Source organism: Clostridium sp. X, assembly GCF_055755365.1.
This window is the reverse complement of record NZ_CM146912.1, coordinates 829,087-854,249: the sequence shown is the minus strand read 5'-3', so window position 1 is coordinate 854,249 and position 25,163 is coordinate 829,087. Positions and strand designations below refer to the sequence as shown.

Below are 25,163 nucleotides of genomic sequence, written 5' to 3'. Positions count from 1 at the left end.
AATAAAAATCAAACGCCTCTATAATCAAATTTAGGTATGAAGCTTTCAGATACAGTTCCCTGTTCTTGAATAAAAGCATTTTTTATTCCTATAGAGAGGCAATACTGTATTAATGCTTCATAGTGCTTTTGGTTTATAGGCTTATTTATTTCGGGATATTTTAAGGAATTATAAGTAGGGGTATATTGATTCATTATACTTAAATATATAGAATCATAAAAAGTATTGAAAAGATAGTCTATTATTTTTTTAGAATCAAAAAGAAGTCCAGGAAGCATAAGATGTCTTACTATTATTCCTTTTTTCATCATTCCATATTTGTCAAATTTGGCTTCACCAATCTGAGAAAACATTTCTTCAATGGCTATAGAGGCTTTCTTGAAATAATCAGGAGCATTAGAGTATTTTATAGCATATTCATTTTTGAAATATTTAAGATCAGGTATATATATATCTATAAGACCTTCAAGTGATCTTATTGTTTCTACAGTTTCATAACTATTTGTATTATAAACAATAGGAATTTTTAGACCATTTGCCTTAGCTATAGTTAAGGCTTCAATTATTTGTGGAACAAATTGTGTAGGAGTAACTAAGTTTATATTATGAGCGCCTCTTTCTTGTTGCTCTAGGAATATATCGCCAAGTCGATAGATGGAGATTTCTTTTCCTACACCATTATTACTTATGGCATAGTTTTGACAAAACACACATTTTAAGTTGCAGTTTGAAAAGAACACTGTACCAGAGCCTTTGGTCCCAGAAATACATGGTTCTTCCCAATGATGCAAAGAAACCCTAGCAACTTTTACATTGGCAGAAGATTCACAGAAACCTAAATCACCAATTACTCTATTGGTTTCACAATTTCTACAACATAAAGTACAATTTTTTAGCATATAGTCACATCCTTTATCTTCAATTTAAATGTAATAATAAAAGATGTCAACTATGATAATCATATTTTTTGTTTTTCTCTTTAAGTCTAAAAGTAATACACTGTATTATAAAAATTAAACTAATTACCCCAAATACAGGATAAACATAACTTATAAGCTTTACAAAACCGAGTCTAGAAATTGGTATTGTAGTTAGCATGATAATAACTACACATTTCTTATAGGGTATCTTAAAAGCGTTTTCTAAAGTTTTACTTAAACTATAAATATCGGATACTTGAGTTGAAAACATTTCAAACCATATTATTCCAAGTAGCATTATTTGAATTAAAACTCCAAATCTATGGGCAACATAAAGAAGAGGAATATCATATCTATAAATATTTGGAACATTAAGAAGAAGCATAAAGTTAATTATAAGACCTACAAGTGTAAGGCCAATAGCTCCGAGTACAATACCGCCTCTTAAAGCCTTCCTATTTTTAATCTCTGAGCTAAGAGGAACTAAAACACCGCTACATGACAGTGTATTAAAGCCTCCATATAGCAAGCAAGATATAAGCCAATTATTATTGGTTTTAGGAATAGCCTTTATGTAAGAGACATTAACAATTTCTTTTGATAAGTTTATAAATAATATAAAAATTGTTGTAATTATAATAAGTAAACAAGGAACAATAAAAGAATTTATTTCTATAAGGCCCTTTGTATTTTTCAGCAATACAAATAGTGACATGCAACACATTAATACTGTTCCAAACCAGTTAGATATATGAAAATACTGACTTATAAGTGCACCACTACCTGCAAGTATTATAGAAGCACTGCATATCCAAAAAAAACAAGTAACTATGTCAATGACTTGCCCTAAAAATCCTGGACTTACTTTCTTCACATACTCATTATAAGATTTTAAGTTATATTTTATGCTTATATGTATAACATTAAATCCCATAAATATATAGATTATAAGGCATAGGGTGATTCCTATAAAACTTTTATATCCATATCTTGTAAAGAATAAGGTTATTTCTTCACCAGATGCTAAGCCAGCGCCTACAATAGTCCCGATGAAGACAGCTGCTATCTGAAAAGTTAGGCTAAGGTTTTTTTTCAAGATAATACCTCCATTATATTAATTAAAAGTTTCTTTGTATAAATATATAAGATTTATTTAAAATAATGATTATATATATTAATTTTTTATTTTAGTGGAAAAATAAAAAGAAATCTAGTTTAAAGATAGGTGATAGATATTATGAAAAAATATATAAGCTATATAATGATTTTAGTTATGGTGGCCATACTCATCGGGTGTGGAGAAAAAACTGCTGAAAATGTAAAGGAAAAAGATGCTTTTGATCTTAAAGCTGCAAATACTCTTGTAGAGCAGTATTTAGATGATATTTCATCAGAAAGTTATGAAAGGGCTAATAAGGTCTTATTAGAAAATGTAAAAGGCAATGTTAAGAATATACAGCCAAATAATTTAAAGATTAAAGGTTATAGAATTGAAGAATTGAATGAAAGTGTAGGAGAAGGTAATTTTAGAGTTAAAGTTGTTAAATCAAATATAGTTAGACCAGAAGCCCAAGTTGTAGAATATAGAATTAAGGTAGTAAAGGATGGTATTGATTATAAGATAAGTGAAGTTAATGCTTCTAATTTTAAAGAAGTATACAAAGAACTTGATGAAATAAGGTTAAGAAAAGAGGACGAGGTAGACACATACTTATTAACAAACTTTAAAGGATTGCCTAAGTATGCATATGCCAAAGGCGATAATGGAAAAATGAATAGTGAAGAAGTGCCTCTTAATGAGTACGGAATGGCAACTCTTAATTATTCAGGGGATTTAGCGGCTATATCAACTCTAGGAAAGGGAACTTATATAGGTATATTGAGCTTTGATGAGTCTGCTTTCACACAAGGTAGTTCACAAGGAGGAAACCAAGGTGGAGAGGGTCAAGGTGGGCAAGGTGGGCAATTAAAATTAATGAAGGAAAAACCTATAGGACAGAAATTTGTTTCTTTAGATGTTATAAAGGGTGGGAAAATAGAGAATATGGTTTTTTCTCAAGATGAGAAGCTTATAGTTGTTCAATATACAAAGGGTGAAATGAAAAGCATTAGAGTATACGGAGTTGGAAACGGTGAGTTAATTAAGACAAACTTTGATGAAGAATATCCTTTAAATAAAGTCAATGTAATATATACAAAATTTAAAAAAGATAAAATGCTTTATAAGGTAATGCCAAAAAATGATCAGGAAAAGAATAATGAATATGTAGGAGACTGGGAATTAGATCTTAAAACCTTTAAAATTTTAAAATCTAAATAAAAAATGTAATTATAGAAGTGTACAGAGTGATAGAATAACTATGTACACTTTTATAAATATAATATAATATATTTACAATATATTATATTTGAATTAGGAGATATTAATGAAAAAGATGTGGGGAGATAAGCAGTATAATAACTTAAATTACTTTTTAAGACAAAGATTTGGAGAGAAGGTATTTAAAATATCTTTAGATGCAGGATTTTCATGCCCTAACAGAGATGGGACTATAAGTAAAGGGGGGTGTGCGTACTGTAGTGAGAGAGGGTCAGGAGATTTTGCTGGAAACAGAAATTTTTCTATAGATTGTCAGTTCAAAGACATTAAAGAGATGATGAATAAGAAGTGGAAGAAGGGAAAATACATAGCTTATTTTCAAGCTTATACAAATACTTATGCAGACATAAATGTTTTGAGAGAAAAGTATGAAGAGGCTATAAATCAAGAAGGAGTAGTGGCACTTGCAATAGCTACAAGGCCTGATTGTCTAGACAATGACATAATAGAACTATTGGCAGAGTTAAATAAAAGGGTATACACTTGGGTAGAACTTGGACTTCAGACTATTAATGAGGACACAGCTAGATTAATAAATAGAGGATATACTATAGATGTTTTTAAAGATGCCATAGATAGGTTAAGAGCTAAGAAAATTGATGTGGTGACTCATGTGATTTTTGGACTTCCAAAAGAAACTAAGGAAGATATGCTTAATACTATAAAGTATTTATCTAATAAAGATATACAGGGAGTAAAAATACATCTTTTACATCTTCTTAAAGAAACTCCTTTGGTTAACTTATATAGAGATGGAGTACTTAAATTTTTAGAACAACAAGAGTACATAGATTTAATTACTGAAGCTATAACATTATTGCCAGAGCATATAGTTATTCATAGACTTACAGGAGATGCGCCAAGAAATTTACTTTTAGGGCCAATGTGGAGTTTGAAGAAGTGGGAAGTACTAAATGCTATTGATAATAAGTTAAAAGAGGAGAATCTATATCAAGGTATGAACTACAATAAATAGGGTATCTTATGACCCTATTTATTCGTACAGTTATATATTAAACTCTATATAATATCTTATATAAGGTCTGAATAGCTATAAATATACCTATCAGCAAGATTTGCTATTTTTTCAGATTGATGAGTAGAAGAATTGCCATGTACACCAATGACTTTCATACCAGCTGATTTAGCACCTAGTATTGCAGGAAGTATGTCCTCAAATACCAAGCAGTTCTCAGGAGGTACACCTAATCTTTCACTGGCCAAAAGATAAACGTCAGGGAAGCATTTGCCTCTAGAAACCTCATCTGTTGTGGTAATGGAATCAAAGTAATGTAGTATTTTGTTTGATTTTAAGGTAGTTTCTAAAAGTAATTGGCAATTACTCGTAGCAAGTCCTATTTTAATTCCAAGAGATTTTAATAGGTCTAAAAACCGCTTAACTCCAGGTTTAAGCTTCACATTATTTGTATATTCGTTAAATGCCATAGCATTCCATTCATTACATATTTCTTCAGTGCTTTCACATATTTTAAATTTTTCTTTAAAATATATAGCACATTCTTCAAAACTTAAATGTCCTAAATCTTCACCTATATCCTTAGGACAAGAAAGGTTACGCTTTTTTAGGAATTCTACATTTATTTTTTCCCATACCCATATAGAATCAATTAAAGTTCCGTCTAAGTCAAATATAACGGCTTTTACATTGGTCAGCATTAGCTTCACCTCTTAAAATATATTATAAATATACATAATATAATATTATATTATATAGAATGTGAAAAATGAAGTAAGAGTACCTAGAAAAGTTCCAGCGAGTACATCAGTAGGGTAATGAACACCTAGATACATTCTAGAAATACCTACGCAAGAAGCTAGAAGTATAATTATAATAGAAATATTAGGATAAAATAACGACGTCGTTGTAGCTATAGAAAAGGCTGCTGTAGTATGACCAGAAGGAAATGAATGTGCATCTATACCTATCTTCTTTATATTTAAATTATTAAGTTTTATAAAGGGCCTAACTCGACTTACATAAGTCTTTATAAATCTAGATATCAAAGTGCTAATTGATAGAGTTATGCAAGTTTTAAGTCCTAATGCAGTTATAGTTTCGTTGGGATGAAAGAGAGCAGTAAGACAAAAAAGTATTGAAAAGATTGTTGACCCTAAGTAAGTTATAGGAGTCATAATAAAATCTAAAAGTCTGCAGTTCATTGATGTGTTTACTACTTTTAATATAGTTATATCTCTACGTTGAATTTTTTGTAAGATTGAGTTCAAAATGGTATCCCTCCCATAACTTGACGTAAGCTCACCAAAACAATGGGGTAGCTTGTCTAATGTATGCAGTTGTGAAAATTCAGATGGTAGAAAATTCACATCTGAATTTTATAACTTACTTTAATGATACCATTTTAACACAGATAATCACTATATTAAAGTACACAGAATTTAGCATAATATGAATTTAGAAATCTCTTGAGAAAATCTTTGTTTTTCCTTTGTCTTTAAAATCTTCTAATGAATTTATATCGATTTTTCCTAGTATATTTTTCATCCAGTGATTATAGAGAGAAACAGATACTTCTGAATCATCGGCAAATTTATTTAGTAGATCTCTTCCTTTTTCACTTGGTATAATTACCTTTGGTCCGCCGACGCAGCCACCAACACAACCCATTCCTTCTATAAAGTTAGCATCTAGTTGGGAGTTCTTTAGTTTAGTTAAAATTTCACGACATTCTTTTATGCCGTTGCCTTGAATAGGTCTTAGTTTTTGACTTTTCTCAGGAAATAATTTTGTAATAGCTTCAGATATAGCTACAGATACACCGCCGGTACGCCCGTATAAACGACCTTCTCTAGATGCATACTCTGTGGCTAAGTCTTCTTCCATTTCCTCGGGAATAATATCGAGAGCATCAAATATATCTTTAAGCTCTTGAAAGGTTAGCACATAATCTATAATGCCTATAAGATCTTCCTCTTTAGCCTCGGATTTTTTTGCTATACAAGGACCTATGAAAACAACCTTACAATTTGGGTTTAATTCTTTTAATACTTTTCCGGAAGCTATCATCGGAGATATAGAAGGAGATAGATGGGGAAGTAAGTCATCGAATATTTTTTTTAGCATAGCAATCCACATAGGACAACAACAAGAAGTAATCATAAAGTCATCAACTTCATTTACAAGATGATTAAATTCTACTGCTTCTTTGATAGTAAGCATATCTGCGAAAAAAGCTACTTCTACCATATCGGTAAAGCCTATTTTTTTAAAAGCAGCTCTGAGTTGATTGATGGATACATCATTACCGAACTGACCCATAATGGAAGGTGCTACAGCAGCGATAACGATATCTTCTTTGTTTAGAAGATCTATAAAAGGTATAAACTCTACTTTATCTAAGATGTTGCCATTAGGACAACCGTCTACACAAAATCCACAATCAGTACAATGATCTAAAGATAAGTAAGTTTTATTGGTATTCTTATCTACTAGTACTGCATCAAAAGGACAAGATTTCTGGCACATAGTCTGCCCGGATTCATCCTTGCAATCCATAGAACATTCATGAATTTTATGTACTATCTTATGACGAATCTCATATTTGCCGATAGAAGCTTTCAAGTTTTTTACAAAATCATTATCGTATTTTGCATCCACTCCACAAAGGAAAGATATAATTTTACTTAACTTCTCATTATCTGTATCAGTAGACATAAGGTTTGTTACAGTTTCTTCAAAGGTATTATCATAGTATGCTTTAACTAAGCTTTTAAATATAGAGTTATTTAGTTTATTCATTGAGCAATTCTCCTTAACTTAGAAAATAAGTTTAACTCTAGTAAAGGTTAAATTTTACTTTAAGACAGTTAAGGTTATTTTTCTCAATACATTTAAAATATATACAAAAAATAAAAAAAGAGTTGTTTAAACAACTCTTTTGGTCGGGGTAGCAGGGCTCGAACCCGCGGCCTCATGGTCCCAAACCACGCGCGCTACCATCTGCGCTATACCCCGTCAGCAATTAATATTATATAACTCCTAGATTTAAAAGTCAATAGATTTTATAATTAATTTTTATTTTTTATTGTATAAGTATTACTTGTACCTACAAACACTGAATTTAGATAGGTTTTTTTAGTTTCTGGAATGTATATAGCGTAGGTTATACTAGGTACCTTATCTTTTGCACCTTTAATTTGAAGTGTACCGTTTGTAGGAATAGAAATAGTTTTAGGTGAATTTTTCAGTTGAACTAGATTTGAGATAGGTTGTCCATTAAATAAAATCTCAATACTATCCCCATCTTCTTCTGCAAAGTCCCATATAGATATGTCGATACTTTGGTTTTTAGTATTTAATGTAATAATGTGATCCTTTTGAGGAAGTGATGTATCGTTACTAAGAACAACAGTTCCAGGTTTTGTATCTTTTACTACACTTTTGCTAACTTTAGCCATTCCACTATCGGGAGTAGTTAAGAGAACGAATACATTACATACTATATTAAGTATCCAAGTCACTGCAAAAAAGATACATAGTTTAGATAAAGTTTTAATGAGTGATTCTATATTAAATAGTTTCACTATTATAAATAGTAATACACAAGCACATGTCCCAATTATGCTCATGCCTAAAAGTATACTTGCCACAATATTTATTATATCCATCATGGAAGCGGTTCTCCTTGTCCTAAAATTTCTAACAAAATAAAACAATGTTAAGAATAAGTTTAACATGTTAGCTATTACAGTATAAACTCAATTATTAGAATATATATTAGATTATATACCATAATATTATATTATGGTATATAATCTTGAATTCTAATTTTAATCACTTCAAATTTTTTTTAAAAATTCACATGTCTTTTTCTTTATCTCCAGCACCACGTGTAGGAACTAGGGAGATTATAAAACCAACCATAACTGAAACTATGGCAGGCGCAATAATATCAAGGTAAGTTAAATAATGAGTTCTATAAAGAATAAAAGCACTAGTACCTGTTATTAATACTGTAATAATAAATACATATATAACGAACTTTGCAAAAGAGCTCAAATACTTTTCATATATTCTGTGTCTAGTGGGACCACTAATAACTGCTTTGAATATGAAGTAAGAAACAAATATTAATATGATGTCAATTATTACGGAAGTTAAAAAAGTTGACATAATACCACCCTCCTAAAAATATCTCGTTTATAGTATTTCCCACTTTTTATTTTTTACACTTTATTTTACCAAGCTATTAAGATTTTAATTTAAGTCAAATAAAAAACAGATAATATTATCAAAGTAATATCATCTGTTTTAAAAAATTAAAATAATATAATGGTTAAATCGCATTACCTAAATACATTTCCCCTACTTTATATATATCTCCAGCTCCAACCGTTAGAAGTAAATCCCCATCTCTTAGTTCGCTCTTTAGGAATCTGGTTATTTCATTAAAACTATGAAAATTTTTACAATTAACTCCCTTTTCGCGAATTTTATTACCTAAAATATCTGAGGTTATAATTCCTGAATCCTTTTCTCTAGCGGCATAGATATCAGCTAGAAGAAGAGTATCTGTTTGGAAAAATGAATCTGAAAATTCATCAAATAAAGTTATTGTTCTAGAATATGTGTGAGGTTGAAATACACAAAATATTCTATTGTGGGGAAACTTTTTTGCTGCACTAAGTGCTGCCTTTATCTCAGTAGGATGGTGAGCATAGTCATCAATAACAGTAACGCCATTTGTTTTTCCCTTTAATTCGAAACGTCTATGCGTTCCGTGGAAGCTGTAAAGACCATCTTTAACTAATAATGGATTTACATCTAAAGCGATAGAAGTAGCAATACTAGCTAGTGCGTTGAGAATATTGTGGTCTCCTGGAACATTTAAAGTTAAGTTGAATAATAAATTATCTTTATAGTATACATCAAAGGTTGGAGAGCCATTATTGAATACTACATTTTTAGCTCTTACATCTCCGTTATTAAATCCGAAAGTAATTATATTGCAATTTGCTTGGGTGCAAACTTCTAAACAGCGAGGATCATCTCCGTTTGCAATTAAATATCCGTTTTCAGGAATAATATGTGCGAATTTAATAAAGGTTTGTTGTATATCATCTATATCTTTATAAAAATCTAAATGATCTGCTTCTATATTTAGAATAATTCCTATAAATGGATAAAACTTTAAAAAAGAGGCCTTATACTCACAGGCTTCTGTTATAAAATATTCGCTTTGACCAACGCGAACATTTCCGCTTATTGCATCCAGGTTTCCACCAACTAGTATAGTTGGGTCTAAGTTTGCACTTAAGCATATATGAGAAATCATAGAAGTTGTAGTAGTTTTACCATGAGTTCCAGCAACGGCTACATTATATTTATGGCCATTCATTACATGACCGAGAAATTCTGCTCTATCCATTGTAGGTATATTTAAATCTTTTGCTTTTAATAATTCTGGGTTATCGGAAGGGATTGCTGCAGTGTATACAATTAAATTAACATTATTAATATTAGCACTGCTATGTCCTATGTATATTTCTGCGCCTTTTTCTTTAAGATTATGGGTTAGCTCTGAAGCATCTCTATCTGAACCAGATACTTTATATCCATTAGTTAAAAGAATCTCAGCGAGGCCACTCATACTTACGCCTCCAATACCTATAAAATGTATCTTTTTATCCTTATCTTTTAAAAAATCAAATGACAAATTAATCAGCTCCTTAAGACTTGATAAAATAACTCTATTTAATCATTATATACAATTTTCATTAAAAGGAACACATATTAAAAACAATAAATTTTTTTTTGTATAAAATATACATTATACAGGCATAATACTGAAATTTAAGGTTGATAATATAAATTAATTAGACTAGAATAGTGAATAATAAGAAATTTTAAAGGGTTAAAATTCGGAAAATATAATTTAGGAGAAAGATATGCAAAAATTTAATAGAAATCAAAGAATCACAGCAATTACAAAAGTTTTAATAGAAAATCCTAATAGGGTTATTAATTTAAATAAGTTTACTGATATGTTTAATGCAGCTAAGTCTACAGTTAGTGAAGATATTGTTGTAGTACGAGAAACCTTACAAAGGTTATCGATAGGCAATATCGAAACTATTTCCGGTGCAGCAGGAGGTATAAAATACGTTTGTGGAATTTCGGAAGAAGCTACCAACAAATTTGCAGAAGAATTATGTATAACTTTACAAGATACGCAAAGAATAGTTCCAGGGGAGTTTATGTATATAAGTGATATAATGTATAACCCTCAGATAGTTCAAAGAGCAGCAGTTATTTTAGCGTCTAAATTTATAGCAAGTAATATAGATTATGTAGTTACAATTGAAACAAAGGGAATACCCCTAGCTTATGAGGTTGCTAAAATGCTAGGTGTTAATCTTGTAATAGTAAGAAGAGGAAATAAAGTTACGGAAGGACCAACTGTGTCCATTAACTATGTTTCGGGATCAAGTAGACGAATACAAACAATGTCTCTTTCTAAGAAATCTATACATAAAGGAAGTAAGTGTATATTCATCGATGATTTTATGAAAGCAGGGGGAACAGCTTTAGGCGTAATTAACCTTCTTAAAGAGTTTGAAAGTGAGCTTTTGGGTATAGGAGTATTAATAGATAATATTAATATTGATAAGAAATTGGTAGAGGATTATGTTTCTATAATTAAGTTTAGTGGGATAGATGAAAATGAAAATCCTATACTATATCCAGAGAAAATTCATAAAAAATAAAATTTTCTAAAAATTTATATTATTTATAAGAAGGAAAAAGATAAAACGTGCAGAATACTATATGTAAAGCATCTTTGGAGGTGGAATTCAATGCAAATTACAGATGTCAGAATAAGAAAAATTTCTGCTGAAGGAAAAATGAAAGCTATTGTATCGGTAACTTTTGATAATGAATTTGTTGTTCATGATATAAAAGTTATTGAAGGACAAAATGGACTTTTCATAGCTATGCCTAGTAGAAAAACTCCTACTGGGGAGTTTAAAGATATAGCGCATCCAATAAACACTGACACAAGGCACAGAATACAACAAGCTATTTTAGATGAGTATGAGGCTGTAAAAAACATTGAGATTAACGATGAAAATAGTGAAGAAATAGCTATTGAAGTTGAATAATAAAAGGGAGCGAAAGCTCCTTTTTATTATTTTTTTGCACTAGTTAGAGTAATATCATATATTATAGTATATTATTGGGTTGAAAAAAATATATATATAAAATATAATGTAATGGGCGTAAATGTTAAATTACAATATATAAGCTTTAATTATGATAATTTATACAGTATAAGAGGTGTTGAATTTGTATCAAAGTGCTGTAATACTTGCCGCAGGTATGGGCAAAAGAATGAACTCTAAATTACCAAAGGTTCTACATAAGGTTTGTGGAAAAGAGATGGTAAATCAAGTTGTAGATACTTTAAGAGAGTGTAATATAGGAGATATAAACTTAATAATAGGTAATGGTGCAGAGGAAGTAGTAAAAAAAACGGAATCTAGACAAGTTACTTATTCTATTCAAGAGGAACAGTTAGGTACAGGACATGCACTTATGTGTGCTAAGAATTTTCTAAGTAATAAGGATGGAATTGTAGCCGTATTTACAGGAGATGCACCACTCATAACTAAAGAGACAGTAGAGAAATTTATTGAATTTCATATAAGTAAAAAGTTTAAAGCAACTATATTAACTTCAATAGTAGAAGATGCTGCTGGTTATGGTAGAATTATAAGGAATACAGCTGGAGAGGTAGAAAGAATAGTTGAAGATAAGGATTGTAGCGAAGAAGAGAAGAGTGTCAGAGAAATAAACTCTGGAATGTATTGCTTTGATATAAAAGAATTATTAGATAACCTTGATAAGTTGAACAATAATAATTCACAAAATGAATATTACTTAACTGATATAATAGAAATATTAAGAAACAAAGGATGTAAAGTTGGAGCTATAGATGTAAATGAAGATGAGATTAAGGGTGTAAATTCAAGAGTTCAACTTGCTGAGGCTGAAGAAATATTGAGACGCAGGATAAATAATAAACATATGGAAAATGGAGTTACTCTTATAGATCCAAAATCAACATATATAGGGATAGATGTTCAAATAGGAAGTGACACAATTATATATCCAGGAAATGTATTGGAAGGTAATGTGGTTATTAAAGAAAGATGTACTATTTACTCCAATTCACGAATAAAAGATAGCATTATTGAAGACGGAGTTAATATTGAAAGCTCAGTTATATTAGAAAGTCACATAGGTAAAAATACGACAGTAGGACCATTTGCATATATACGCCCAGACAGTAGTATAGGGGATAATGTTAAAATTGGGGACTTTGTTGAAATAAAGAAGTCTACAATTGGAAATAATACAAAGGTATCTCATCTTACTTATATAGGAGATGCCGAAGTAGGCAGTGACTGTAACTTTGGATGCGGTACTGTCATTGTAAATTATGATGGTAAGCACAAACATAAGACGACTATAGGAGATAATGTTTTTATAGGATGTAATGCAAACTTAGTATCTCCTGTGGAAATAGAAGATAACACATATGTAGCAGCTGGATCGACGGTTACTACTAGGGTTCCAAGTGGTTCCCTTGCAGTTGCAAGAGCAAAGCAAGTGAACATCGAAGGTTGGGTAGAGAAGAAAAGCCCAAGAAATAAAAAATAAGAATTACATTAAAGAGAAAAAGGTTAAGGAGGAGTACACATGATAACTCACGGTAAAAACATTAAAATATTTACAGGAAATGCAAATCCAAAGCTAGTTCAGGAAATTGCTGACTGTTTAGGTGTAGGTATTGGTGATTCTAAGGTAGGTAAGTTTAGTGATGGAGAAATATCAGTAACAACTAATGAAACTGTTAGAGGAACAGATGTATTTGTTATTCAACCAACTCATGCACCAGTAAATGATAATTTGATGGAATTATTAATTATGATAGATGCTTTTAAAAGAGCATCAGCAGGTAGAATAACAGCAGTTATACCTTACTATGGATATGCAAGACAAGATAGAAAAGCTAAATCTAGAGATCCAATTACTGCAAAATTAGTAGCAGACCTAATTACAACTGCAGGAGCAGATAGAGTTCTTACAATGGATTTACATGCTGCTCAAATTCAAGGGTATTTCAACGTACCAGTGGATAATTTAATAGGAGCGCCAATATTAGCTAAGTACTTTATTGAAGAAGGATTTAGAGAAAGAGATGATGTTGTTGTTGTATCTCCTGACCTTGGAAGTGTAACTAGAGCTAGAGATTTTGCAGAAAGATTAAATTCGCCTATAGCTATAATAGATAAGAGAAGACCAAGAGCCAATGTGTCTGAAGTTATGAATATAATTGGAGATATAAAAGATAAGACAGTTATATTAATAGATGATATGATAGACACTGCAGGTACAATAACTAATGGAGCGAATGCTTTAGTTGAAAGAGGAGCAAAAGAAGTTTATGCTTGTTGCTCACACGGAGTTTTATCAGGACCAGCTTTTGACAGAATAGAAAATAGTGTTATAAAGAAATTAGTAGTACTTAACACAATAGGGTTACCAGAGGAAAAGGTAAGTAATAAATTCGAAGTATTATCAGTAGCTCCAATATTTGCAGAAGCTATTAAGAGAATATATGAGGATGTTTCCATAAGCAAATTATTTGTATAGATAGATATTTATATTAAAATCTGAACAAGACTCCTGGGAGTCTTGTTTTTTTTATTGTGTAATTGTAACTTTTATTTTAATTTACATGCTTATGTATTTAAAATCAAAGGAAATATGATAGAGTATAATTAAATGATTTTAGAAAAGATTAATAAATAAGATTAAGATAGATTCTTCATGTAAAAAAAGTTGGGGGTAGATAACTATATGGACGGAATGTTAGGTAAAGTACTAATAGTAGATGATGATATTAATATATGTGAAGTTATAAAAATGTATTTAGATAATTCAGGCTATTCAACTAAAGTGTGTTATGATGGGAAGACTGTCCAAGAGGATTTTTTGGAATATAAACCTGACCTTGTTTTATTAGATATAATGATTCCGCATATGGACGGTGTAGATGTACTAAAATGGATAAGAAAAGAGTACGAAACTCCGGTTATCATGATAACCGCAAAGGGTGAGACTTTCGATAAAGTTTTAGCATTAGAATTAGGAGCAGACGATTATATAGTTAAGCCTTTTGAACCAAAAGAGCTTGTAGCTAGAGTTAAGGCTGTTCTTAGAAGATACAATATAGAAGGGGAAAATAAGGAAATACTTAGTTTCCCTGGACTTACAATTGATATAAACTCATATATAGTTAAATATGAAAATAATGAATTGAAGATGCCACCAAAAGAATTTGAACTTTTGTATCATCTTGCTAGCAATAAGAACAAGGTTTTTACAAGAGAGCAGTTATTATGTGAGGTATGGGGGTACGATTACCCGGGAGATTCGAGAACTGTAGATGTTCATGTAAAAAGACTACGAGAGAAGATTCCAGGCGGAGTTAATTGGCAAATAGAAACAGTTTGGGGTGTAGGATATAAGTTTGAGGTGAAATAAATGATAAAAAAGGGTTTATTCTCAAAAATGGTTGCAACTTATACTTTAATAATAACCATTAGTTTTATCATTCTAGCAACCTTCCTATCCTTTTGGTTTGAAGGATATTATTTTGAACAACGTAAAGGTCAACTTTTGGCGGAGGCTCAAATTGTAGCTAATGCTTCAATACAATATCTTCATGGGAATTCATCTATAGATACAACTAATAATATTTTGGAGTATATCTCCAGTTATTCATATACTGATATATTTCTATTTGATAGCTATGGGTATGTGTATGCAGTATCCAATCCAAAACATAAAGAGCTCGTAGGTACTCAGCTCTTGACCAAAGATTTGGAGGAGTTAAGGAAGGGTAAGAGTATAGAAAAGAAAGATATAATTGATGATGTCTTTAAGGAAGCAGTCCATACCTATGAGGTACCCATATTTTATAAAGAAGACTTTCGAGGTGGAGTAGTTATGAATACTACTATGGATGAAATAAAGGAACCCTTAAGAAGAGTATATCAAATCATCTGGTTATCAGCGGTGTTTGCAATAGTATGTTCAAGTTTTATTATATATTACTTTTCGCAGAAAATAATCGTTAAGCCTTTAGGAAAGATAAATAAAGTTGCTGATAAAATATCCAAAGGAGAAGTAGGGAAACGTGTAGATATACATTCGGATGATGAAATAGGAGAACTTGCTAAAGCATTTAATTCTATGGCTGATTCTCTAGAGGAATTAGAATATAATAGAAGGACGTTTATATCTAACGTTTCGCATGAGCTTAGATCACCAATTACGTCTATAAAAGGATTTATAAGTGGTATACTAGATGGAATTATTCCTAAAGAGAAACATAGTTATTATTTATCAATAGTTCATGAGGAAATACAAAGGCTTACAAGGCTTATAAATGATCTTTTAGACTTGTCGGCTATAGATGCTGGAAAGTTTACTTTAAATATCCAACATCATGATATAAATGAGATTATCCGATTATCTATTCTAAAGTTTGAAACTGCAATTAAATCTAAAAGAGTGAATGTAGATGTGTGGTTAGATGATAAAGAAGTATACGTAGTAGTAGATAAAGATAAGATAATACAAGTAATTACTAACCTAGTAGATAATGCAATAAAACATACAGAAGAAGGTGGGAATATAGATATTAGAACTAAAATTAAGGGACAAAAGGTTCTCATATCTGTATACAATGATGGACCGAATATCCCTGAAGAAGATGAAAAATATATATGGGAAAGATTTTACAAGGGGGATAAATCTAGAACATCTAAAGTTAGTACAGGGCTAGGACTATCAATAGTGAGAAGGATAATTAATCAGCATGGGGAAGATATTTGGTTTGAGAATAAAGAAAACAAGGGAGTAAGGTTTACCTTCTCTTTAAAAAAGGCTACTTAAAAAATCTATATAGTATTGGAGGTGATAAAGTTGCATAATGATGATAATGTACAAGATGCATGCTGGGAAAATATTAATGAGTCTAAGTGCGGGGAAATAAAATTTAGAAAACGTCAAAGTAATATTAGAAGCATATTTAGAGGTATCGCATTTGTACTTATAGCAGTAATATCTGGAGCGATATCCTCTAGTTATATTGTAGAAAAGAAGTATTCTGAAATTATGAATGATAAGATTAAAGAAGAAATCCAATCAGATAAAGAGCTGAAAAATGGAATAACAACTTCTACTGTAGATTCTTATGGAAATGAAATAGGAAAAGTTTCGGAGATTGTAGGCCCCGCCGTTGTAGGAATAGTCAATTCTTTAACAGATAGTGTTACTGAGGTGGAGGGAGCTAGTGGATCAGGTATAATTTTTGATGCTAACGGATATATAGCAACTAATTATCATGTTATAGAAGGTAGTAAAAACATTTTTGTAAAGTTAGCTAACGGAAGGAATTATTTAAAAGCACGTATTGTAGGTTCAGATCCAACTTCTGATTTAGCTATAATAAAGATAGAAGCTGTAGATCTTCCTACAGCTAAATTTGGTGATTCCTCTAAGGTTAAGGTAGGAGATCTTGCAATAGCTATAGGAAATCCTTTAGGCGAAGAATTTGCTGGCACGGTAACGGCAGGAATTATAAGTGCAAGAGATAGAAAAATTCGATATGGAGGATCGGTTTATAAGGTGCTTCAAACGGATGCTGCAATTAACCCTGGAAACAGTGGAGGAGCTTTATGCAATTCAGCTGGTGAGGTTATAGGTATAAATAGCTTAAAGCTAGGAGATGGCAAACTTCAAAATGTAGAAGGTATAGGTTTTGCAATATCTATAAATGAAGCAAGGAGTATTTTAGAGGAGATCATGAAGTATGGACGGGTTGCAAGACCACGCCTTGGGATATATGGAAGAGATGCTGTATCTCTTGATGGTAGTGGAGTTAAAGGGGTATATGTAAGTGAAATAATAAAAGGTAGTGGAGCAGAGAGATCAGGTATCAAACCAACAGATATTATAGTAGAGTTAGATGGAAAAACTATTACTAAATTTGAAGATATAGCAGAAATTATTGAAAAATATAAAATTGGTGATACAATTAAGTGTAAAATTTGGAGAAGTGGCAAAACTATTGATTTAAATATAATTCTTTCAGATATAAAAGAAGTTAAATAAAAGTATGAACCCGTGAGTGTAAATCTCATGGGTTTAAGCCGTTTAATTCTCTGTTTATTATTTAAGACTTTTAGGTTATTATATTTAAGTGCATAATTGATATAAATTACATACTTGGAGGAATATGAATATGAAGTTAATAGTAGGACTTGGAAATCCTGGCAAGGAATATGAGCATACTAGACATAATGTAGGATTTGATGTTATAGATTTATTGTGTGAAAAGTATAATATTCAGGCAAATAGGAAAAAATTTAAAGGTATATACGGGGATGGCATAATTGGAGGGGAAAGAGCCTTGGTTTTAAAACCTACTACATATATGAATTTAAGTGGAGAGAGTATAAAAGAGGTATTAAGTTTTTATAAAGTGCCTAATGAAAATATAATAGTGGTTTATGATGATATTAGTTTAGATGTGGGAAGACTTAGAATTAGAGGTAAGGGAAGTGCTGGAGGACATAATGGAATTAAAAGCATTATAGCTCATCTTGGGAGTGATGTATTTCCTAGGATTAAGATAGGTGTGGGACAGCCTTCTAAAGACGATTTAGCGTCACATGTACTTGGAAGGTTTTCAAAAGATGAACACGAGAAACTTAATGAATCTTTTAAAGCTGCAGTAGAAGCTATAGAAGTTATTATACAAAATGGAACAGTAGAAGCAATGAATAAGTTTAATGGATTTAAAGTGGAGTAGTTATATGAGAGGTGAATACTTATGAGACTTAAGGGACTGATGTGCCCTTTAATAGAAAGCACTAATTTTAAGAATGTACTAAGTGCTATAAATAAAAGAAAATTTCCAATAGAAATTACAGGTCTTGCGGATTCGGGAAGAAGTTATTTTATAGATGGATTATATGAAAATAATACAAAATCTATTTTAGTTTTAACTAATAGTGATGTAGAGGCAAAGAATATTTATGAGGATTTATCCTTTTATATACCTAATGTATATTATTTTCCAAGCAAAGAAGTAGTTTTTTACAACGTATATGCAATTTCAGGAGATCTTAGGTGGGAACGATTAAAAGTTATTAGGGAAATGTTAAGAGAAGGCAAAAAGATTATTGTTGCATCTATAGAGTCTATTGCATCAGTCTATATCTTACCAGAGCTGTATATTGACTATACTATTAATTTATCTGTGGGAGATAATGTTAAGTTAGACATATTAGTAGAAAAGTTAATACAAAGCGGATATGAAAGGGTAAGTATTGTAGAAGGTAAAGGAGAATTTTCTATAAGAGGGGGGATATTAGATGTATATCCTCCTATATCGTCTGTACCATATAGAGTTGAATTCTTTGATGATGAAATAGATTCTATAAGAAGTTTTAATACGGAATCTCAAAGAAGTATAGAAAAGTTTAATAACATAGAAATATTTCCTGCCAAAGAAATGATTTTGTCAAAAGAAGATGTTCAGCGAGGATATACAAATATAAAAGAAGACTTAAACAAGGCATTAGAAAGTTTAAGAGAAGATAAGGAAGCGAGAGAGAGAATAGAAAGTTCAACACTAGCCAGCTTAGAACTTTTAAAAGAAAACTGGAATTTTGAAAATATTGATAGCTTTATTCCTTACTTTTATGAAAAAACTTCAAACTTTTTAGAGTATATGAAAGACTCAATAATAATAATGAATGATGTTCAAAGATGTATGGGAAAACTAAATAGTATACATTTTGAATTCACACAAAATTATGCAGAACTTCTTCAACGGGGTAGTATATTATTAGGTCAAGCTAGGCTTGTAGTGAATAAGGAAGAAATTATAGAAAGACTTGGTCTATCTTCTCTAATTATGCTAAATAGTATGATTAAAGATGATAAGTACTTTATACCAGACATTGAACAAGGATTTGAACAAGTTAGTTTAAATGGATATGGAGGCAAGCTGGATCTACTGATTGAGGATATAAAAAGTAGAAAATCAAAAGGCTATAAGACTGTAATACTTAGTGGAACTAGGCCAAGAGGAGAAAGACTAGTAGAAACTCTAAGGGATAGAGAAATAGAGAGTGTGTACAGAGATGTAGTAGATGAAATAGATTACGGCCAAGTAGTGATTACTTTTGGAAATCAAATTAAAGGATTTGAATATTCAGAATTAAAGCTTAGTGTAATATCTGATAAAGAAGTTTTTGGTAAATCAAAGAGGAAAGCTACAAGAGTTAATAAAAAAGGTGTAGGAAAGATAAAAAGTTTTAGTGAATTAAAGCCGGGAGATTATGTAGTACATACTAATCATGGTATAGGTGTTTATAAGGGCATAAAGCAGCTTGAGGTGCAAGGTCATAAAAAAGACTATTTAGAGCTTAGCTATAACTCGGGGGATAAGCTGTATGTTCCAGTGGAACAACTGGATTTGGTTCAAAAGTATATAGGAAGTGAAGGTAAGTCGCCTAAGGTAAACAAGCTTAGTGGTACTGACTGGATCAAGGCTAAAAATAAAGTTAAGAGAGCTATAAATGAAATAGCTGAGGAACTTGTAAAACTTTATGCTGTAAGAGCCACTCTAAAAGGCCATAAGTTTTCAAATGATACTGTATGGCAGAAGCAATTTGAAGAAGAGTTTCCATATGATGAGACGCCAGATCAGTTAAATGCTATAGAGGAAATCAAAAAGGATATGGAATCTGGCAAGGCTATGGACAGATTGCTTTGTGGAGATGTAGGTTATGGTAAAACTGAGGTAGCTATAAGAGCAGCCTTTAAAGCAGTTATGGATGGTAAGCAAGTAGCTATTTTAGTTCCAACCACAATACTTGCAGAACAGCACTACAATAACTTAGTACAAAGATTTTCTGACTTTCCTATAAAAATAGATATGATAAGTAGATTTAGAACTTCTGCACAAGTAAAAGCTACTTTACAAGAAGTTAAGGCTAGTAATATTGATATACTTATCGGAACTCACAGAGTACTTCAGAGCGATGTTCAATTTAAGGATTTAGGACTTTTAATTGTGGATGAAGAACAAAGATTTGGAGTAACCCATAAGGAGAAGATCAAGAACATAAAAAAGAATGTAGATGTACTTACTTTAACGGCTACTCCTATACCAAGAACACTTCATATGTCTCTTACAGGTATAAGAGATATAAGTGTTATAGAAACTCCGCCAGAGGAAAGATATCCTGTTCAAACCTATGTAGTTGAATACAATGATCAACTAATTTCAGATGCTATATTAAGAGAGATTGATAGAGGCGGACAGGTTTACTTTGTATATAACAGAGTCAATACTATTAGAGAAATGGCATCCTATTTATCTAAGTTAGTTCCAAGTGCTAGAATTGCAATTGCTCATGGTCAAATGGCAGAGAGAGAACTTGAGAAGGTTATGTTAGAATTCATGAAAAATGAATATGACATATTATTGTGTACTACTATAATTGAAACTGGATTAGATATTCAAAATGCTAATACAATGATAATACATGATGCAGATCATTTTGGTTTGTCGCAACTATATCAGCTTCGTGGAAGGGTTGGTAGAACAAATAGAATAGCTTATGCATATTTAACCTACAAAAAAGATAAGGTATTAACAGAAGTAGCTGAAAAAAGATTAAAAGCTATAAAGGATTTTACTCAGCTAGGTTCAGGTTTTAAGATAGCTATGAGAGATCTTGAAATAAGAGGAGCAGGGAATATAATAGGAGCAGCTCAGCATGGCCATATGGCTTCTGTAGGGTATGATTTGTACTGCAGAATGTTAGAGGACACTGTAAGGTTAGTTAAAGGTGAAATAGACAAAGAACCATTTGAAACTACGGTAGATATAAAAATTGATGCGTATATACCAAGTGAATATATTAAGGATGAAGTTCAGAAAATAGAGGTTTATAAGAAGATTGCAAGTATTGATTCAAAAGAAAGTATGATGGATATTCAAGAGGAAATAGAAGATAGATTTTCAGACATACCACCATCCCTTTACAATTTAATAAATATAGCATATATAAAAGCTATAGCTAATAAATCTGGTATAGAAGAAATAAAAGAGAGAAACTTAGAAGTAGAAATTAAATTTCAAAATAGAGAGATAATTAGCCAAGAGTTAGTAAAGGGAATAATGAAGAAGTATAGTAACAAGATTATGTTTAAAATGGGTGATAATCCGATTCTAGGATATCAGCTAAAGGGACATAAGAAAGAGGAACTTATAGATTATCTAAAAGAATTCATGGAATATATACAAACAATTATTGAAACCAAATAAGATTATGATAAAATAAGATTATGCCAAAATAAGATAAGAGCGGGGGAATAAAAGTGAAAAACATAAAGAAACTAGTTGCAGCTGTAGCGATATTTGTTTTTGCAGCTTCAACAGTTGGATGTAATATGATTGAAAAGACACCAGAGGCTATAGCAAAAACTGTAGTTGCTAAAGTGGGAAATAAGAAAATAACAAGAGGAGAGCTAGATTCTAATTTTCAAACTCAGCAGCTTGTTGCGCAGCTTAAAGAGCAATATGGTGAAAACTATATGAGTAGTGCAGAGGCAGTAACTCAATTAAAAGATTATAAAAAGCAAATTTTAGATTCTATAACTATAGAAGAAGCATTAATTCAAGAAGCAGAAAAATTAAAAGTTGTTCCTAAAGATGAAGAACTTAGTAAGACTGTGAAAGAAAAACTAGATGATTATAAGAAGTCTCAAGGAATCGCAGATGACAAAGCGCTTGAAGATATGTTAAAAAAAGAAAATGTTACATTAGATAATCTAACAAGTATTATAAAGAGAAATATTATATTAGAAAAGCTTCAAGATTCAGTAGTTAAAAATGTGGCAGTTGATGATAAATCTGCTGAAGACTACTATAATAAAGTAAAAGATAAATATCCACAAAAGGAAGAAGCTCCAACAAAACTTACTTTAGCGCATATTTTAGTTAATGATGAGGCTCAAGCTCAGTTAATTAAAGCAGAACTTGATAAGGGAGCAAAGTTTGCGGACCTTGCTAAGAAATATGGTACAGATGGAACGAAGGATAAGGGTGGAGATTTAGGAGAGGTTCCTACAGTCAATCATAATTTTGACCAAGACTTCATGGATGCAGCTATGCAGCTTAAAGAGGGTGAAACCTCAGGAGTAGTAAAAACTCAGTTTGGATATCACTTAATTAAATGTACAAAGAGAGTTGAAAAGCCTGTAAAATCTTTTACGGAAGTAAAGGAACAAATCAAGGTAACTTTATTAGAAAGTAAGAAGAGTGAAACGTGGAATAAAAAATTAGAAGAAGTAAAAGAAAATGCAAATATTAAGTTATATGAAGATAAAGTAGTTTAATTAGGAAAGATGATACAATTGTATCATCTTTTTTTAGTATTAAAATTAAACCTATACATTTGTGTATAAAATTTCTTGTTTGAACGGATAATATTATTGATAAATACATTTTTAAATAAAGTTTTGAGGAGGTAAAAGCTAGATGAAAGCTACAGGGATTGTTAGACGTATAGACGATTTGGGTAGAGTAGTAATACCAAAAGAAATAAGAAGAACGTTAAGAATTAGAGAAGGAGACCCACTAGAAATCTTCACAGATAGAGATGGCGGTGTTATCCTAAAAAAATATTCACCAATAGAAGAGTTAAGCAATTTCGCTAAGGAATATGCAGAAGCTCTACAAGCTACAACAGGAAATATAGTAATTATATGTGATAAAGATAACATAATATCTGTGAGTGGAACCTCTAAAAAAGAATATATGGATAAAAAAATTAGCTCTGAAGTTGAAAAAATAATGGAAGAGAGAAAAAGTGTAATATTTGGAGAAGGTAATAAGATTATTTCTATAATAGAGGATGAAGAAATAGAAGGTAAGTATTTTGCACAAGTAGTAGCTCCTATTATTGCAGAAGGAGATACAATTGGAGCTGTTATTATAGCTTCAAAAGAAGATAATGGTAAGTTCGGAGAGGTAGAATTAAAACTAGCAGACACAGCTGCATCATTCTTAGGTAAACAAATGGAATAAACAATGGCAGCTTGTCTGCCATTGTTTTTTCAGTAATAATATCTTCCAAACATAAATATAAATATTTATATTTAGTAATCAATTTGGAGGTATTGTTTTGAAAAAACACTCGTTGTTAAAAGGCACCTTTATTCTAGGAGCTGCAGGCATCGTTGCTAAAGGAATAGGTATGTTTTTTAGAATTCCTTTAACGATACTTGTAGGAGATGAGGGTTTAGGTTATTACCAGATAGCTTATCCATTGTATATGCTTTTTATTGCCATTGCATCAGGGGTACCACTAGCTATGTCGAAAATGATATCTGAAAGAAATGCCCAGGGAGATGAATTTGGAATTTTTCAAGTTTTAAAAGAAGCTTTACTACTGATGAGTATTCTAGGACTGGGTACAAGCGTTATTATGTTTTTATTTTCACATCAACTTTTGAGAATTTTTAGATGGGATAGTAAAGCATATTACTCACTAGTAGCGTTATCTGTTGCACCATTTTTTATCGCCATAATGAGTGTATATAGAGGGTTTTTTCAAGGACTACAAAATATGGGACCTACAGCTATATCGCAAATTTTAGAACAGATAGCAAGAGTGGTTATTGGAATTGGATTAGTTATAATGTTACTTCCTAAAGGGGTAGAGTATGCAGCTGGTGGAGCGACTTTAGGAGCTGCAGCTGGTGGAATACTAGGAGGAATGTATTTAATCAGCAAGTATATAACTATAAAAAAAGATTTTAAAAAAATCAAGGTTCCTTTTAGTTCAGATGTAATGGAGAAACTCTTAAGAATCGCTATACCCATTTCCTTAGGGGCTGCGGTAGGAACTATAATGAATGTTATAGATTCTATTATGGTACCACAAAAGTTGTTGGAGGCAGGCTTTACCTCTAGACAAGCTGCTATAATATATGGCCAATTAACAGGAAAAGCAGCAGTTTTAGTCAATGTGCCATTAACCCTATCAGCAGCATTATGTGCTTCAGTAGTTCCTATAATTTCAGAAGCATATCTACTTAAGGATATAAGTAGACTGACTAAAAATATAATATCTTCTATAAAAATATCCATAGTTATAGCTTTACCATCTCTTTTTGGATTATACTTTTTATCTTCACAAGTGTTAAACTTAATTTTTAGAGGTGAAGCAGAAGGCGCTTTAATATTAAAGTACTCTTCTTTAGCACTTCCACTAATAATATTAGCTCAAGCGACAACTGTTATTTTACAAGCAACTACATCAAAGAAAATGCCTATATTGCATCTTTTAATAGGTTGCATAATAAAGATGATTGTAACTAACGTATTAGTTCCTATACCTAGCATAAACGTGTACGGAGCTATCATAGGAACTATAGCTGCATATGCTACAGCAGTAATTTTAAATATACTACTCTTAAAGAGACGTTTAAAAATACAGATGGACTTGAAACAAATACTTATAAAACCGGCATATGCGTCTATTATAATGATATTTATAGTTGTATTTACATATGTAAAGTCCTATAATTATACAATGAGTAATTCCATTTCTTGCTTGATAGCTATATTTATAGGTGTAATTGTATATGGAGCATTAATTATGGGATTTAAGGTGTTAGATTATAATGAATTAATAGGTAAAAGAATTAAAAGATAATT

Annotated in this window: 22 protein-coding genes and 1 tRNA gene; 14 read left to right on the top strand and 9 right to left on the bottom strand. The window is 31.1% G+C overall.

The features are described 5' to 3' along the window. Positions 1 to 8 precede the first annotated feature (8 nt). Both ACX0KU_RS04310 and ACX0KU_RS04305 read right to left on the bottom strand, forming a co-directional pair. A complete protein-coding gene (locus ACX0KU_RS04310; protein WP_472991660.1) occupies positions 9 to 899 on the bottom strand; it encodes a radical SAM protein in 891 nt (296 codons plus the stop codon). Positions 900 to 945: 46 nt separating this feature from the next. Further along, positions 946 to 2,019: a YkvI family membrane protein gene (locus ACX0KU_RS04305; RefSeq protein ID WP_472992404.1), complete on the bottom strand. Its 1,074-nt coding sequence runs from the start codon at positions 2,017 to 2,019 to the stop codon at positions 946 to 948. 138 nt (positions 2,020 to 2,157) lie between these two features. Between ACX0KU_RS04305 and ACX0KU_RS04300 the strand changes: the two genes are divergently transcribed. Both ACX0KU_RS04300 and mnmL read left to right on the top strand, forming a co-directional pair. Further along, on the top strand, positions 2,158 to 3,240 hold the full coding sequence (locus ACX0KU_RS04300) for a hypothetical protein (protein WP_472991659.1): 1,083 nt from the start codon (positions 2,158 to 2,160) through the stop codon (positions 3,238 to 3,240). Between the two features lie 106 nt (positions 3,241 to 3,346). Further along, positions 3,347 to 4,276 (top strand): tRNA modification radical SAM protein MnmL/YtqA, encoded by a 930-nt coding sequence (gene mnmL, locus ACX0KU_RS04295; protein WP_472991658.1) that lies wholly within the window; start codon positions 3,347 to 3,349, stop codon positions 4,274 to 4,276. 56 nt (positions 4,277 to 4,332) lie between these two features. On the opposite strand, the gene ACX0KU_RS04290 is transcribed toward mnmL, so the two are convergent. The 7 genes from ACX0KU_RS04290 to murC all read right to left on the bottom strand — a co-directional run bounded on the left by ACX0KU_RS04290 (position 4,333) and on the right by murC (position 9,995). Then, the gene (locus ACX0KU_RS04290; RefSeq protein WP_472991657.1) at positions 4,333 to 4,977 is read right to left on the bottom strand and encodes an HAD family hydrolase; all 645 of its coding nucleotides are present in this window, start codon (positions 4,975 to 4,977) and stop codon (positions 4,333 to 4,335) included. 45 nt (positions 4,978 to 5,022) lie between these two features. Further along, a complete protein-coding gene (locus ACX0KU_RS04285) occupies positions 5,023 to 5,547 on the bottom strand; it encodes a phosphatase PAP2 family protein (RefSeq protein WP_472991656.1) in 525 nt (174 codons plus the stop codon). A 187-nt stretch (positions 5,548 to 5,734) separates the two neighbouring features. Next, entirely contained in the window at positions 5,735 to 7,078 is a 1,344-nt protein-coding gene (locus ACX0KU_RS04280; RefSeq protein WP_472991655.1) for a [Fe-Fe] hydrogenase large subunit C-terminal domain-containing protein, read from the bottom strand. A 140-nt stretch (positions 7,079 to 7,218) separates the two neighbouring features. Then, positions 7,219 to 7,294: transfer RNA gene (locus ACX0KU_RS04275), tRNA-Pro, on the bottom strand. Between the two features lie 53 nt (positions 7,295 to 7,347). Next, positions 7,348 to 7,950: a hypothetical protein gene (locus ACX0KU_RS04270; RefSeq protein WP_472991654.1), complete on the bottom strand. Its 603-nt coding sequence runs from the start codon at positions 7,948 to 7,950 to the stop codon at positions 7,348 to 7,350. A gap of 187 nt (positions 7,951 to 8,137) precedes the next feature. Further along, positions 8,138 to 8,452, bottom strand: a complete 315-nt coding sequence (locus ACX0KU_RS04265) for a hypothetical protein (RefSeq protein ID WP_472991653.1) — start codon at positions 8,450 to 8,452, stop codon at positions 8,138 to 8,140. Between the two features lie 163 nt (positions 8,453 to 8,615). Then, on the bottom strand, positions 8,616 to 9,995 hold the full coding sequence (gene murC, locus ACX0KU_RS04260; RefSeq protein ID WP_472991652.1) for a UDP-N-acetylmuramate--L-alanine ligase: 1,380 nt from the start codon (positions 9,993 to 9,995) through the stop codon (positions 8,616 to 8,618). A gap of 232 nt (positions 9,996 to 10,227) precedes the next feature. Here murC and purR point away from each other — a divergent pair, with 232 nt between their 5' ends. From purR to ACX0KU_RS04200, 12 genes are all read left to right on the top strand, one after another. Further along, the gene (gene purR / locus ACX0KU_RS04255) at positions 10,228 to 11,046 is read left to right on the top strand and encodes a pur operon repressor (protein WP_472991651.1); all 819 of its coding nucleotides are present in this window, start codon (positions 10,228 to 10,230) and stop codon (positions 11,044 to 11,046) included. Between the two features lie 90 nt (positions 11,047 to 11,136). After that, positions 11,137 to 11,442 (top strand): septation regulator SpoVG, encoded by a 306-nt coding sequence (spoVG, locus tag ACX0KU_RS04250; RefSeq protein WP_472991650.1) that lies wholly within the window; start codon positions 11,137 to 11,139, stop codon positions 11,440 to 11,442. 184 nt (positions 11,443 to 11,626) lie between these two features. Further along, positions 11,627 to 13,003 (top strand): bifunctional UDP-N-acetylglucosamine diphosphorylase/glucosamine-1-phosphate N-acetyltransferase GlmU, encoded by a 1,377-nt coding sequence (gene glmU, locus ACX0KU_RS04245; protein WP_472991649.1) that lies wholly within the window; start codon positions 11,627 to 11,629, stop codon positions 13,001 to 13,003. A gap of 39 nt (positions 13,004 to 13,042) precedes the next feature. Further along, a complete protein-coding gene (locus ACX0KU_RS04240) occupies positions 13,043 to 13,999 on the top strand; it encodes a ribose-phosphate pyrophosphokinase (RefSeq protein ID WP_472991648.1) in 957 nt (318 codons plus the stop codon). 207 nt (positions 14,000 to 14,206) lie between these two features. Then, positions 14,207 to 14,893, top strand: coding sequence for a response regulator (locus ACX0KU_RS04235; RefSeq protein WP_472991647.1), 687 nt, complete (start codon positions 14,207 to 14,209; stop codon positions 14,891 to 14,893). A 3-nt stretch (positions 14,894 to 14,896) separates the two neighbouring features. Further along, the gene (locus tag ACX0KU_RS04230; RefSeq protein ID WP_472992403.1) at positions 14,897 to 16,309 is read left to right on the top strand and encodes a sensor histidine kinase; all 1,413 of its coding nucleotides are present in this window, start codon (positions 14,897 to 14,899) and stop codon (positions 16,307 to 16,309) included. Positions 16,310 to 16,339: 30 nt separating this feature from the next. Next, the gene (locus ACX0KU_RS04225) at positions 16,340 to 17,530 is read left to right on the top strand and encodes a S1C family serine protease (protein ID WP_472991646.1); all 1,191 of its coding nucleotides are present in this window, start codon (positions 16,340 to 16,342) and stop codon (positions 17,528 to 17,530) included. 130 nt (positions 17,531 to 17,660) lie between these two features. Continuing rightward, positions 17,661 to 18,230 carry an aminoacyl-tRNA hydrolase gene (gene pth / locus ACX0KU_RS04220; RefSeq protein WP_472991645.1) on the top strand — a complete coding sequence of 190 codons (570 nt, stop codon included), beginning with the start codon at positions 17,661 to 17,663 and terminating at the stop codon, positions 18,228 to 18,230. Between the two features lie 21 nt (positions 18,231 to 18,251). Beyond that, positions 18,252 to 21,764, top strand: coding sequence for a transcription-repair coupling factor (gene mfd, locus ACX0KU_RS04215; protein ID WP_472991644.1), 3,513 nt, complete (start codon positions 18,252 to 18,254; stop codon positions 21,762 to 21,764). A gap of 53 nt (positions 21,765 to 21,817) precedes the next feature. Continuing rightward, on the top strand, positions 21,818 to 22,837 hold the full coding sequence (locus tag ACX0KU_RS04210; RefSeq protein ID WP_472991643.1) for a peptidylprolyl isomerase: 1,020 nt from the start codon (positions 21,818 to 21,820) through the stop codon (positions 22,835 to 22,837). Between the two features lie 142 nt (positions 22,838 to 22,979). Beyond that, the gene (spoVT, locus tag ACX0KU_RS04205) at positions 22,980 to 23,528 is read left to right on the top strand and encodes a stage V sporulation protein T (RefSeq protein WP_472991642.1); all 549 of its coding nucleotides are present in this window, start codon (positions 22,980 to 22,982) and stop codon (positions 23,526 to 23,528) included. A gap of 97 nt (positions 23,529 to 23,625) precedes the next feature. After that, positions 23,626 to 25,161, top strand: coding sequence for a putative polysaccharide biosynthesis protein (locus ACX0KU_RS04200; RefSeq protein ID WP_472991641.1), 1,536 nt, complete (start codon positions 23,626 to 23,628; stop codon positions 25,159 to 25,161). Positions 25,162 to 25,163: the final 2 nt, after the last annotated feature.

Coding starts and splice junctions, on each gene's coding strand:
- ACX0KU_RS04265 (WP_472991653.1), bottom strand. CDS start 8,452: ATGTCAACTTTTTTAACTTCCGTAATAATTGACATCATATTAATATTT.
- spoVT (WP_472991642.1), top strand. CDS start 22,980: ATGAAAGCTACAGGGATTGTTAGACGTATAGACGATTTGGGTAGAGTA.
- ACX0KU_RS04235 (WP_472991647.1), top strand. CDS start 14,207: ATGGACGGAATGTTAGGTAAAGTACTAATAGTAGATGATGATATTAAT.
- ACX0KU_RS04280 (WP_472991655.1), bottom strand. CDS start 7,078: ATGAATAAACTAAATAACTCTATATTTAAAAGCTTAGTTAAAGCATAC.
- ACX0KU_RS04290 (WP_472991657.1), bottom strand. CDS start 4,977: ATGCTGACCAATGTAAAAGCCGTTATATTTGACTTAGACGGAACTTTA.
- purR (WP_472991651.1), top strand. CDS start 10,228: ATGCAAAAATTTAATAGAAATCAAAGAATCACAGCAATTACAAAAGTT.
- mnmL (WP_472991658.1), top strand. CDS start 3,347: ATGAAAAAGATGTGGGGAGATAAGCAGTATAATAACTTAAATTACTTT.
- ACX0KU_RS04240 (WP_472991648.1), top strand. CDS start 13,043: ATGATAACTCACGGTAAAAACATTAAAATATTTACAGGAAATGCAAAT.
- ACX0KU_RS04270 (WP_472991654.1), bottom strand. CDS start 7,950: ATGATGGATATAATAAATATTGTGGCAAGTATACTTTTAGGCATGAGC.
- mfd (WP_472991644.1), top strand. CDS start 18,252: ATGAGACTTAAGGGACTGATGTGCCCTTTAATAGAAAGCACTAATTTT.
- pth (WP_472991645.1), top strand. CDS start 17,661: ATGAAGTTAATAGTAGGACTTGGAAATCCTGGCAAGGAATATGAGCAT.
- spoVG (WP_472991650.1), top strand. CDS start 11,137: ATGCAAATTACAGATGTCAGAATAAGAAAAATTTCTGCTGAAGGAAAA.
- ACX0KU_RS04300 (WP_472991659.1), top strand. CDS start 2,158: ATGAAAAAATATATAAGCTATATAATGATTTTAGTTATGGTGGCCATA.
- ACX0KU_RS04310 (WP_472991660.1), bottom strand. CDS start 899: ATGCTAAAAAATTGTACTTTATGTTGTAGAAATTGTGAAACCAATAGA.